General features: G+C 73.7%; 10 protein-coding genes and 1 pseudogene. 4 read left to right on the top strand and 7 right to left on the bottom strand.

Features of this window, described 5'->3' with window-relative positions:
• Positions 1 to 137: 137 nt before the first annotated feature.
• The 3 genes from CCN44_RS06390 to CCN44_RS06400 all read right to left on the bottom strand — a co-directional run bounded on the left by CCN44_RS06390 (position 138) and on the right by CCN44_RS06400 (position 2,481).
• The gene (locus CCN44_RS06390) at positions 138 to 863 is read right to left on the bottom strand and encodes an LPXTG cell wall anchor domain-containing protein (protein WP_086697088.1); all 726 of its coding nucleotides are present in this window, start codon (positions 861 to 863) and stop codon (positions 138 to 140) included.
• Positions 864 to 1,027: 164 nt separating this feature from the next.
• Positions 1,028 to 1,606 carry an ATP-binding protein gene (locus CCN44_RS06395; RefSeq protein ID WP_059251096.1) on the bottom strand — a complete coding sequence of 193 codons (579 nt, stop codon included), beginning with the start codon at positions 1,604 to 1,606 and terminating at the stop codon, positions 1,028 to 1,030.
• A gap of 497 nt (positions 1,607 to 2,103) precedes the next feature.
• Positions 2,104 to 2,481 carry an STAS domain-containing protein gene (locus CCN44_RS06400; RefSeq protein WP_059251093.1) on the bottom strand — a complete coding sequence of 126 codons (378 nt, stop codon included), beginning with the start codon at positions 2,479 to 2,481 and terminating at the stop codon, positions 2,104 to 2,106.
• Between the two features lie 246 nt (positions 2,482 to 2,727).
• On the opposite strand from CCN44_RS06400, the gene CCN44_RS06405 reads away from it, so the two are divergent.
• Complete coding sequence (locus CCN44_RS06405) at positions 2,728 to 3,624, top strand: RNA polymerase sigma factor SigF (RefSeq protein WP_059251092.1); 897 nt, start codon at positions 2,728 to 2,730, stop codon at positions 3,622 to 3,624.
• Between the two features lie 160 nt (positions 3,625 to 3,784).
• Here CCN44_RS06405 and hutI read toward each other — a convergent pair whose 3' ends face one another.
• The 4 genes from hutI to hutU form a co-directional block, all read right to left on the bottom strand.
• Entirely contained in the window at positions 3,785 to 4,960 is a 1,176-nt protein-coding gene (gene hutI / locus CCN44_RS06410; protein ID WP_086697089.1) for an imidazolonepropionase, read from the bottom strand.
• A gap of 20 nt (positions 4,961 to 4,980) precedes the next feature.
• On the bottom strand, positions 4,981 to 6,318 hold the full coding sequence (locus tag CCN44_RS06415) for a formimidoylglutamate deiminase (protein ID WP_086697090.1): 1,338 nt from the start codon (positions 6,316 to 6,318) through the stop codon (positions 4,981 to 4,983).
• The gene (locus tag CCN44_RS06420; RefSeq protein ID WP_086697092.1) at positions 6,315 to 7,517 is read right to left on the bottom strand and encodes an allantoate amidohydrolase; all 1,203 of its coding nucleotides are present in this window, start codon (positions 7,515 to 7,517) and stop codon (positions 6,315 to 6,317) included. The genes CCN44_RS06415 and CCN44_RS06420 overlap by 4 nt, the downstream gene beginning before the upstream one ends.
• 215 nt (positions 7,518 to 7,732) lie before the next feature.
• A complete protein-coding gene (hutU, locus tag CCN44_RS06425) occupies positions 7,733 to 9,397 on the bottom strand; it encodes a urocanate hydratase (protein ID WP_059251089.1) in 1,665 nt (554 codons plus the stop codon).
• A gap of 139 nt (positions 9,398 to 9,536) precedes the next feature.
• On the opposite strand from hutU, the gene CCN44_RS06430 reads away from it, so the two are divergent.
• The 3 genes and pseudogenes from CCN44_RS06430 to CCN44_RS06440 form a co-directional block, all read left to right on the top strand.
• Positions 9,537 to 10,925: a type III PLP-dependent enzyme domain-containing protein gene (locus tag CCN44_RS06430; RefSeq protein WP_086697091.1), complete on the top strand. Its 1,389-nt coding sequence runs from the start codon at positions 9,537 to 9,539 to the stop codon at positions 10,923 to 10,925.
• A 120-nt stretch (positions 10,926 to 11,045) separates the two neighbouring features.
• Positions 11,046 to 11,429 (top strand): roadblock/LC7 domain-containing protein, encoded by a 384-nt coding sequence (locus tag CCN44_RS06435; RefSeq protein ID WP_059251087.1) that lies wholly within the window; start codon positions 11,046 to 11,048, stop codon positions 11,427 to 11,429.
• A pseudogene (locus CCN44_RS06440) lies at positions 11,426 to 11,987 on the top strand (transcriptional regulator); the annotation flags it as partial. The gene CCN44_RS06435 and the pseudogene CCN44_RS06440, both read left to right, overlap by 4 nt.

Consider the following 11,987-nt stretch of genomic DNA (forward strand, 5'->3'; position numbering starts at 1 on the left):
GGGTCGCGGCGGGCGGCTGGCGGGACCGGGCGACGGTGGGCAGTCCGGCGGGACCGGTCGACGGCGGGCGGCTGGCGGGACCGGTCGATGACGGACGGCTGGCGGGCCGGGCGATGACGGGCTGGGTGCCGCCCCGGTCAGCGGCGGGCGGGCTGGTTCCGCCGGGTCAGCCACAGGGCGCCCGCCGCGCCGGCGAGGAGGACCGTGCCGCCGAGCGTGCCGAGGGCGACCGCGGAGTCCTCGGGTCCGGTCTGCGGAAGCTGTCCGGCGGTGGAGGCGCCGCCCGACGAGGACGAGGAGGACGATGAAGACGACGAGGAACCGCCGGAGGACGACGCGGACGAGCCGCCGCCGGCCGCGATCACGTCCAGGGTCAGGGACGGCTTCGGGCTGTTGGTGGGCGTGCAGGTCGTCGTCGTACCGAGCGCCTTGATGGTGAGCGTGCCCGCCGTGAAGGTGACCTTGCCGCTCCTGCCCGGTGTGTACGTACCGCTCAAGTCGCTGATTCTGATGGGGGTGTTCGCCGGAATGGCGGCGGTGTTGGCGGGACCGCTGACGGCGAGCGTGCCGCTGTCGGCGCCGCCCAGCTTGATGGTGGCGCTCGGGCTCATCGCGCCCTTGCCCAGCTCGACCGGACTGGAGGAGACGCCCTTCTGCCAGGACATGGTGATCTTGTAGCCGCCGCCGTTCCGGACGCTCTTGATGTCGATGGGCGAGACGGCACTCTTGACGCCGATCGGTGTCTGGCAGCGGTAGTTGACGTCGACGACGTCGGCGCGGGCGGCCGGCGCGGCCAGCAGCACCGCCGAGCCGGCCAGGGCCGCGGCGGACGCGAGCGCGGCGGTTCGTTTCGGGTACGACACGAGCGGTCCACCCCATTCATTCCTGACGGCATATCAGATTCGGCCGTCAAGGTACGCCCGGGGCCCTGAGGAAGGAAGACGCGGCACACGCCGGAGTTGTGGCGATCCGGCACGTGCGAAGGGGGGCGGGGGTGGAGACCGAGGCCCGGGCGGCCGTACGGGCGTCAGGCCGGGGCGCCCAGCTCCGCCCAGACCGTCTTGCCCGGCGTGCCGGGGGCGCGGACGACGCCCCAGTCCAGGCACAGCCGCTGCACGATGAACATGCCGTGGCCGCCGGGGCGGCCGGCGCGGTGCGGGGTGCGCGGGGCCGGCTGGCCGGTGCCCCGGTCGGAGACCTCCAGCCGGATCACCTTGTTGTCGCAGGCGAGCCGGAGTTCGTCGGGACCCTCGGCGTGCAGGCAGGCGTTGGTGACCAGTTCGGAGACGACGAGCAGCACGTCCTCGGCGGCGGCCCGCTGGTCGGCGGTGGCCGCGGGCAGCCAGCCCCATGCGTACAGCGCCTGGCGGGTGAAGTCGCGGGCGAGCGGGACGACCCCGCTCTCGCCTTCCAGGCGGAGCCTGCGGACCTGCCGCCCCCGGGCCCGCGGCATGCCGTCGGTCGGGCCGGGCGGCGCGGTCGGCTCGGACGGCGCGGCTGCCCCCGTGGCTGCGCCGACGACCGGCGCCTCCCCCTCGGACGCCCCGGAAGCGCCGCTGGGCTCCGGGCCGCGGTCGCCCGGCGAGTAAGGCCGGGTGGTGCTCATCAGCGCTTCACCTCACCGATTCACCAGTTCAGAATGTCAATAGTCCGGTCAGTGGTCCCGCCGGCGGTCCGGCCGGGGGTTCCGGCACCGTGGGCGCCGGTCGGTCGGTACGGCCTCCGGTCGGTACGCACCGCCTCCCGTCGGGCCGTACGGCCTTCGATCGGCCCGTACGGCCTCCGGTCGGCCGGTACGACGTCCGCACGCCGCCCGTGCGCCGCCCGCAGGCGTCCGCGTCCGTCCGCCCGCGGAGGCGCCGCCGCCCGCCCGTCGTCCGGGCGGCGGGATGCCGTACCCGCCCGTCCGCCGCACGCGCGGTTCGTCCATGCCGTACGCCGGTCTCCGGTGAGCCCGGCGGACCGGCGGCCGGCAGGATGCCTCCCGCTTTCTTCTGCCCACTCCTGCCCGGCCGATCCGACGGGACACCCCCGAGTTGGGGGTGACGCGCGCAACGCCCACGGGGGCCGGTACGCGGACCGGTCCGGACGGGGGGCGGCGACTCAGTCGGCACCGTCGGCCAGGGCCGCCTCCACGGAGTCGTGGACGGTGAAGACCGCCTCCGCCCCGGTGATCTCGAACACGCGGGCCACCACCGGGAGCATCCCGGCCAGATGGACCCCGCCGCCGGCGGCCTCCGCCTTCAGTCGCGCGCCGAGCAGAACGTTCAGCCCCGTGGAGTCGCAGAACTCCAGGCGCGAGCAGTCCACCACGAGCCGCGAGAAGCCCTTGGCCAGAAGGTCGTCGAGGGGCTCACGCAAAAGATCGGCGGTGTGGTGGTCCAGCTCACCCGCCGGTGTCACAACGGCGCTGGAGCCCTCCTCCCGCACCTCCACCAGAAGCCGGCCCGACTGTGCGCTGCCGACCGTCCCGTGGTCCATGCCGTCTCTCTCCCGAGGTCGTGGCTGCTGATGCCCTCGAACATTACGCCTTCCATGCGCACTCCGACACCCGAACATCCGCACACAATCGGACATAACGGCACAGAACGCACTTGCGACCCGCTCGGTGCACCGGGTAGGGCTAGTAAGGACACACACCCCTACACGCCGGCTTCGGAGGCGCCGCACACCGCAGTGCACGTACTGGCTTCGGCAGCCATATGCCGAGAACGATGGAGGACACCCATGTCACCCCGGCTCGACGCATCGCCTACCCCGATCGCGACGTCGACACCCCCACCGGATCAACTGGATCATCCCATCGACGCCCTCGACCTGATCGAGGGACTCCCGGAGATCCCCCCGTACGACGAGATCGGCCCGGTCGACGCGCGGGCCCTTTCCAAGACCCTCTTCGAGCGACTGGAGTCGCTGGAGGAAGGGACGCACGAGTTCGCGTACGTCCGCAACACCCTCGTCGAGCTGAACCTCGCGCTCGTCAAGTTCGCCGCCTCCCGCTTCCGCTCCCGCAGTGAGCCGATGGAGGACATCATCCAGGTCGGCACCATCGGCCTGATCAAGGCGATCGACCGTTTCGAACTCTCCCGCGGCGTCGAGTTCCCCACCTTCGCGATGCCGACCATCATCGGCGAGATCAAACGGTTCTTCCGTGACACCTCGTGGTCCGTGCGCGTCCCGCGCCGGCTCCAGGAGCTGCGGCTCGACCTCGCCAAGGCCGGTGACGAGCTGGCCCAGCAGCTGGACCGCGCCCCCACGGTCGCGGAACTCGCCGAACGCCTCGGCCTCACCAACGAGGAGGTCGTGGAAGGCATGGCCGCCTCGAACGCCTACACGGCCTCCTCGCTGGACGCCCAGCCCGAGGAGGACGACTCCGAGGGCGCGCTCGCGGACCGGATCGGCTACGAGGACCACGGGCTGGAGGGCATCGAGTACATCGAGTCGCTCAAGCCCCTGATCGCCGAACTCCCGCCCCGGGACCGGAAGATCCTCTCCCTGCGCTTCGTGGCCAACATGACCCAGTCGGAGATCGGCGAGGAACTCGGCATCTCCCAGATGCACGTGTCCCGGCTGCTGTCCCGCACGCTGGGACGGCTGCGCAAGGGGCTGACGCTGGAGGAGTGACCTCCGTCCCGTGCGTGAGGCGGCTCGCCACCGCGCATGAAGCGGCTCGGCCGGTGGTGCCGGGCCGCTTCGCCGTGCCCGGGGCCCGCCTCACCGCCCGCCTGCCAGGGGCCTCACCGCCCCCGCGCGTCCTCACCGTCCCCGCACGGAGTGAGACCGGTCACACCACCCGGACCCCGCGCCGCCACACCCCGGTGACCAGCGGTACACCCGGGCGGTAGGCCAGGTGGACGTGGCTGGGGGCGTCCAGGAGGGTCAGGTCGGCGTAGGCGCCCGGGGTGAGGCGGCCGATGTCGGTGCGGCGGAGGGCGGCGGCGCCGCCCGCCGTGGCCGACCACACCGCCTCGTCCGGGGTCATCCGCATGTCGCGGACGGCCAGGGCGATGCAGAAGGGCACGGAGGAGGTGAACGACGAGCCGGGGTTGCAGTCCGTGGAGAGGGCGACGGTGACGCCGGCGTCCAGGAGGCGGCGCGCGTCCGGCCACTGGGCGCGGGTGGAGAACTCGGCGCCGGGGAGCAGCGTGGCGACCGTGTCGCTGTTGGCGAGGGCGTCGACGTCCGCGTCCGTCAGGTGGGTGCAGTGGTCGGCGCTGGCCGCGTCCAGTTCGACGGCCAGCTGGACGCCGGGGCCGTAGGACAGCTGGTTGGCGTGGATGCGCGGGTGCAGGCCCTTCGCCCTGCCGGCGGTGAGGATCGCGCGGGCCTGGTCGCCGTCGAAGGCGCCCTTCTCGCAGAAGACGTCGATCCAGCGGGCGTGCGGCGCGCAGGCGTCCAGCATCTCGCCGGTGACCAGGGCGACATAGGCCGCCGGGTCATCGGCGTAGTCGGGGCTGACGATGTGCGCGCCGAGGTACGTCACCTCGTCGGTGTGCCGGGCCGCGAGGCGCAGGGCGCGGGACTCGTCCGCGACGGTGAGGCCGTAGCCCGACTTGGTCTCGAAGGTGGTGGTGCCCTGGCGGAGGGCCTCGGTCAGGTAACGGGTGAGGTTCGCCTCCAGTTCCGCGTCGCTCGCGGCCCGGGTGGCGGCGACCGTGGTGCGGATGCCGCCCGCCGTGTAGGAGCGGCCGGACATGCGGGCGTTGAACTCCTGCGTCCGGTCGCCCGCGAACACCAGGTGGGAGTGGGAGTCCACGAAGCCCGGCAGCACCGCCCGGCCGCCCGCGTCGACCCGGTTGTCAGTGGCGGGTGCTTTGCTTGACTCACCGGTCCACGCCACGCGGTCGCCGTCGATGACGACGGCCGCGTCCTGGACCAGACCGAGGGGGGAGCCGTCACCGAGGGAGGGGTCGTTGGTGACCAGCGTGGCGATGTTGGTGATGACGGTGCTGCTGCTCATGGTGTCCTCGTGGGTGATCGTCAGGCGCGGAGAGCTTCGACTGCCCGCGCGAGAGCGTGTGGCACATCCGGTACGAGCGTGTGCGCCCCGTCGCGTACGACATGCCGGCCGCCCACGACCGTATGCCGTACGTCCGCCGCGCTCGCCGCGAATACGGCCGTCTCGGCGCCCAGCCTGGGCAGCGGCCCGGCCGTCCTGACCGAGTCCAGGGCGATCGTCGTCAGATCGGCGAGCGCGCCGGGCTCGATGGTGCCGGCCTCGTCCCAGCCGAGGGCGGCGTGGCCGTCGGCGGTGGCGGCCCGCAGCAGGGCGGCGGCCGTCCAGTGTCCCCGGGTGCGGGTGCGCAGCCGCTCGTTCAGCTCCATCGCGCGCGCCTCTTCGAGCAGGTCGATGACGGCGTGGCTGTCGGAGCCGAGGGAGAGCGGGGAGCCGGCCCGCTGGAGGGCGACGGCCGGGCCGATGCCGTCGGCCAGGTCCCGCTCGGTGGTGGGGCACATGCAGGTGCCGGTGGCCGAGCCGCCGAGCAGGGCGATGTCCTCGTCGGTGAGGTGGGTGTTGTGCACACCGGTGGTGCGCGGGCCGAGGACACCGTGGTCGGCGAGCAGCCGGGTGGGCGTGCGGCCGTGGGCGGCGAGGCAGGCGTCGTTCTCGGCGGTCTGCTCCGACAGGTGCACGTGCAGCGGGGCCCGCCGCTCCCCCGCCCAGTCCGCCACGGTCGCCAACTGCCCGGCCGGCACGGCCCGTACGGAGTGAATCGCCGCCCCGATCCGCGCGTGATCCCGCTCCTTGAGAACTGCACAGCGTTCGGCCCAGGCCTCCGCGCTGCCGTCGGAGAACCGCAGCTGGTGGGTGTTGGGCGGCTCGCCGAAGCCGGCGGAGAGGTAGCAGGTGTCGAGGAGGGTGATCCGGATGCCGGCCTCGGCGGCGGCCGCGATCAGCGCCTCGCCCATGGCGTTGGGGTCGGCGTACGGGGTGCCGCCGGGGGCGTGGTGCACGTAGTGGAACTCGCCGACGCAGGTGATGCCGGCGAGGGCCATCTCGGCGTACACCGCGCGCGCCAGGGCGTGATAGGTCTCCGGGGTGAGGCGGTCGGCGACGGAGTACATCACCTCGCGCCAGGTCCAGAAGGTGCCGGAGCCGACCTGGACGGTGCCGCGCAGGGCGCGGTGGAAGGCGTGGCTGTGGGCGTTGGCGAGCCCGGGCAGGGTCAGCCCGCGCAGCACCTCGGCGCCCGGGGGCGGGGCGTCCACGTCCGTGCGCACGGCGCCGATACGGCCGTCGGCCACGTCCACGGCCACGCCCGGCTCGACGCGGTCGCCGAGCCAGGCGTGCTCCAACCAGTAGGTCCCCTTGGTCACCGGCAGGCCAGCCCTTCCAGTACGTCGGCGAGTGCGCGTACCCCGGCCACGCAGTCGTCCTCGGCCGCGAACTCGGCCGGGGAGTGCGAGACACCGGTGGGGTTGCGCACGAACAGCATGGCGGTCGGGATGCTCCCGGAGAGGATCCCGGCGTCGTGTCCCGCGCCGGTGCCGAGGACGGGCACCGTCAGACCGGTGTCCTTGCCCAGGATCCGGCCGAGTTCGTCCCGCAGCGCGTGATCGAACTCGACCACCGGGGTGAAGGACTCCCGGACGACGTCGAGATCGACGCCGTGCGCGGTGGCGTACTCGCGCGCGGCCTTCTCCACTCCCCCGACGACCGTGTCCAGGGTCTCCTGGTCGGCGGCGCGGGAGTCGAGCCAGCCGCGCACCAGCGAGGGGATGGCGTTGACGCCGTTCGGCTCGACGGAGATCTTGCCGAAGGTGGCGACGGCACCGGCGAGCCGGGCCTCGCGGCGGGCGGCGAGCACGGTCTCGGCGTACGACAGCATCGGGTCGCGCCGGTCCGTCAGCCGGGTGGTGCCGGCGTGGTTGGCCTCGCCCCGGAAGTCGAACCGCCACCGTCCGTGCGGCCAGATGGCACTGGCGATGCCGACCCGGTCGCCGGACAGGTCCAGCGCGCGGCCCTGCTCGACGTGCAGCTCCACGAAGGCGCCGATCCGGGCCAGCCGCTCGGGGTCGGGGCCGATGGCCTCGGGGTCGTATCCGGCGGCCTCCATGGCCTGCGGCAGGCTGACCCCGTCCCCGTCGGTGAGCCGGTGCGCCTGCTCGACGGTCAGCTGCCCGGCGGTGAGCCGGGAGCCGACACAGGCGAGCCCGAACCGGGCCCCCTCCTCGTCGCCGAAGTTGACGATGGCGAGGGGCTTGGCGAACCGAGCGCCCCGGCCGCGCAGTTCGTCCAGCGCGGCGAAGGAGGACACCACGCCGAGGGGCCCGTCGAAGGCCCCGCCGTCGGGCACGGAGTCCAGGTGCGATCCGGTGACGACGGCGTCCCCGGCCGCCGGGTCCCCCAGCCAGGCCCACTGGTTCCCGTTCCGGTCGACCTCGTAGGCGAGTCCGCGGGCCTCGGCCTGTTCCTTGAACCAGGCCCGGCAGTCGGCGTCGGCCCCGGTCCAGGCGTAGCGCCGGTATCCGCGGGAGTCGGGGTGCCGGCCGACGGGAAGCAGCTCGCGCCACATCTCGTGGAAGGAGCTGCCGCCGGCGGGCTGCCCCCCGTCGGCCGACGCGGGCCGGGAGCCGTCACCCGGTACGGGCTGCGGGCAGTCGTTCCGCAGGGCGACGGGGGTGCCCCCGGAAGCGGAGCCTGCCGGAGACTCCTGGGGGAGGGCGGGCGCAGCCGAACCCGCGGGCGGCGACGAGACCTCGGCCCCCACCGGAGCGTTGCCGTCGTGCGTCACGCCGGGTCACCCTCACGCATCGGCACCCGGACGCCCCGCTCGTCCGCGACGGACTCCGCGATGTCGTACCCGGCGTCCACGTGCCGGATGACCCCCATGCCGGGGTCGTTGGTGAGCACGCGCCGGATCTTCTCGCCGCCCAGCTTCGTGCCGTCGGCCACCGTCACCTGACCGGCGTGGATGGACCGTCCCATGCCCACGCCGCCGCCGTGGTGGATGGAGACCCAGGAGGCGCCCGAGGCCACGTTGACCATGGCGTTCAGCAGCGGCCAGTCGGCGATGGCGTCGGACCCGTCGAGCATGGCCTCGGTCTCGCGGTACGGCGAGGCGACGGACCCGCAGTCCAGGTGGTCGCGGCCGATGGCGAGCGGCGCGGCCAGCTCACCGCCGGCGACCATGTCGTTGAAGCGCTCCCCGGCCTTGTCCCGCTCGCCGTAGCCGAGCCAGCAGATGCGCGCGGGCAGGCCCTGGAAGTGGACGCGCTCGCCGGCCATCTTGATCCAGCGGGCGAGGGACTCGTTCTCGGGGAACAGCTCCAGGATCGCCTTGTCGGTCTTGGCGATGTCGGCGGGGTCGCCGGACAGGGCCGCCCAGCGGAAGGGGCCCTTGCCCTCGCAGAACAGCGGGCGGATGTAGGCGGGGACGAAGCCGGGGAAGGCGAACGCCCGGTCGTAGCCGGCGAGCCGGGCCTCGCCGCGGATGGAGTTGCCGTAGTCGAAGACCTCGGCTCCGGCGTCCATGAAGCCGACCATGGCCTCCACGTGCCGGGCCATGGACTCCCGCGCGCGGGTGGTGAAGCCGGCCGGGTCCTTCGCCGCCGCGGCGGCCATGTCCTCGAAGGCCACGCCCACCGGGAGGTACGACAGCGGGTCGTGGGCGGAGGTCTGGTCGGTGACGATGTCGATGGGGGCGTTCATCGCGAGCAGCTGCGGGACCAGTTCGGCCGCGTTGCCGAGGACGCCGATGGACAGCGGGCGGCGCGCGTCGCGGGCCTCCACGGCCAGCCGGAGGGCGTGGTCGAGGCTGTCGGCCCTGACGTCGAGGTACCGGTGCTCGATGCGGCGCTCGATGGCGCGCGGGTCGCAGTCGACGCAGATCGCGACGCCGTCGTTCATGGTGACCGCGAGCGGCTGGGCGCCGCCCATGCCGCCGAGGCCGGCGGTCAGCGTGATGGTCCCCGCGAGCGACCCGCCGAACTTCTTGGCGGCGACGGCGGCGAAGGTCTCGTAGGTGCCCTGGAGGATGCCCTGGGTGCCGATGTAGATCCAGGAGCCGGCGGTCATCTGGCCGTACATGGTCAGGCCGAGGGCCTCCAGGCGGCGGAACTCCTCCCAGGTGGCCCAGTCGCCGACCAGGTTGGAGTTGGCGATGAGGACGCGCGGGGCCCATTCGTGGGTCTGCATGACGCCGACCGGGCGGCCGGACTGGACCAGCATGGTCTCGTCCTGCTTGAGGGTCTTCAGGGTGCGGACCATGGCGTCGAAGGAGCGCCAGTCGCGGGCGGCCTTGCCGGTGCCGCCGTAGACGACGAGCTTGTCGGGGTGCTCGGCGACCTCGGGGTCGAGGTTGTTCTGCAGCATGCGCAGGGCTGCTTCCTGCTGCCATCCCAGGGCGCTGAGTTCCGTGCCGCGCGGTGCTCGTACGGGGCGGGGTCCCGACATCGTCTGCCTCCTCCGGTGCCTACGTCTATTCACATCCTGTCGATCTGAATAGAGCTAGTCAATACACCGGGGCGGCCACGTCCGGGCGCGGCGGGTGTTTGTCTGGAAGCACCGGTATCCGAGACAGGACGGGGAAGCCATGGAGGAGATCGGGAGCGAGGCCCGGGAGCGGGCGGGGCGGCGGGACCGGGCGGTGCGGGCGGCCGTCGGGCAGGGGCTGCTGGGCCCGGACGCGGCCGTGGTGGGTCTGCTGGACGTCGTCGGCATCCGGGAGTCGGCGGCGGCGCTGCGGGCGGCGTTCGAGGCGGTGGCGGCGCCCGGCACACCGGTGCTGCACGCCTTCGCGGTGAAGGCCACCCCGCTGGTGCCGGTGGTGCGGCTGCTGCACGAGGCGGGCATCGGCGCCGAGGTGGCGAGCCCCGGGGAGCTGGCGCTGGCCCGGGCGGCCGGGGTGCCGCCGGAGCGGACGGTGCTGGACTCGCCGGCGAAGACCCCGGCGGAGCTGCGCGAGGCGCTGGCCCTGGGCATCGCGGTGAACGCCGACAACCCGCAGGAGCTGGCCCGGCTGGACGCCCTGGTGCGCTCCCGCGGCGCCCGCTCCCCGCTCGGGCTCCGGGTCAACCCGCAGATCGGCGGCGGCACGATCGGGGCGACCTCCACGGCGACGCCGACCTCGAAGTTCGGGGTGGCGCTGCGGGACGAGGGGGCGCGCGCGTGGGTCGTACGGGCGTACGCGGAGCGGCCGTGGCTGACCCGGCTGCACGCGCACACCGGTTCGCAGGGCATCCCGCTGCCGCTGCTGGCGCGGGGCGTGGCGGAGGTGTACGCGCTGGCGGAGGAGATCAACGCGGCCGTGGGGCGGCGGCAGGTCGACACGATCGACATCGGCGGCGGGCTGCCGGTGAACGTGGCGTCGGAGGCGACGGAGCCGACGTACGCCGCGTACGCGCGCGTGCTGGCCGAGGAGGTGCCGGGGCTGTTCGACGGGCGGTACGGGCTGGTGACCGAGTTCGGGCGGTCGCTGCTGGCCAAGTACGGGACGGTGGTGGCCCGGGTGGAGTACGCCAAGAGCGCGGGCGGGCGGCGGATCGCGGTGACGCACGCGGGCGTGCAGGTGGCGACGCGGACGGTGTACGTCCCGGGGGCGTGGCCGCTCAGGATCGCCGCGTACGACGCCGAGGGGCGGCCGAAGACGGGGCCGGAGGTGGTGCAGGACGTGGCCGGTCCGGCCTGCTTCTCGGGCGACCTGCTCGCCGAGGGGCGCGCGCTGCCCCTGCTGGAGCAGGGCGACTACGCGGCGGCGCTGGACACGGGCGCGTACTACTTCGCCCACCACTACGCCTACAACTCCCTGGCCCGTCCGGGGATCTACGGCTACGCGCCGGACGGCGCCGGGGGCGTCGCCTTCGCGACCGTGCGGGAGCCGCAGAGCCTCGCGGAGGTGGTGGCCGAGTCCGGCGGGGCGCACGCGGCGGCGCTGACCGGTCTCGGCACGTCCGCCAACCGCCTTGGCACTCACGTCAGTTGACCCACACTAGTACGCCGGACGCATGTTCCATCGGAAAATGCCAAAGGCCCCACCTCTCGCACACACGTTGCGTAGTGTCGGCGTCACTCAGCCGGAGTCCCAGGCGGGAGGGGAGCCACGGTGCCCGGAATCGACGAGTGCTTGCTGGAAGCGATGCGGCTGCCCGGTGCCCGGGGAGCCGCTCTGGTGGACTGGACGAGCGGACTGGCCCTCGGCACGGTCGGGGAGGCACCCGGCGGCGATCACGAGACGAGCGCCGCCGAGGCCGCCGAACTGGCCCGGACGGCCGCCGAGCACGGCACCTTCACGGCGCGCGGCGACGCGCCGCCGCCGGTGGAGGACGTGATCGTCAGCAACAGGGACAGCTACCACCTGCTGCGGTTCGTGGACACGTCCTTCGACAGCAGCGTGTTCCTGCACCTGTGGCTCGGCCGCGAGGAGGGCAATCTCGCGCTCGCCCGGATCCGGCTCGGTGAGATGGCCGCCCGGCTGGTGCTGGGATGACCGTGCTCAGAACCCCGCCGCCGGCCCTCCCGGTGCGGGACAAGGGGGCCGTGCGCGCCCTGTCCCCGATGCTGACCCGGCTCGCCGAGGAGCGGGCCACCGGCGTCCTGGTCCGCGAACACGGCGTCCTGCATCTCGCCGAGGGCCGGGTGGTGCACGCCGAGAGCCCCCTCGCCCCCGGCCTCGACGTGCTCCTCACGGCCCACGGCACCCTCGCGGGGGCCGCCTGGCAGCAGGCCGCGGCCCGGACCCCCGGCCCGCTGCACGCGGCGGAACTCCTGCTGCGCTCCGGGACGTTGCCCACGGGCGCGCTGGAGCTGTGCCATCTGGACGCGCTGTACGACGCCGGGTTCTTCGCCCTGGCGCCGAGCAGCACCCCCGGCCGGTTCCGGTACGACCACGCGCCCCGCCTCGGACCGCTGCCCTCGGTGCCGGTCGTCGCGCTGGAACGCGAGACCCTGCGCCGCCGTCTGCTGCTGCACCGGCTGTGGCCCGACCCGGCCGCCGACACCGCCCCGCTGATCCGCGCCGCCCCGGCCACCGGCCGCGCCCCGGCCC

Source organism: Streptomyces tricolor, from assembly GCF_002155905.1.
Taxonomy (GTDB): domain Bacteria; phylum Actinomycetota; class Actinomycetes; order Streptomycetales; family Streptomycetaceae; genus Streptomyces; species Streptomyces tricolor.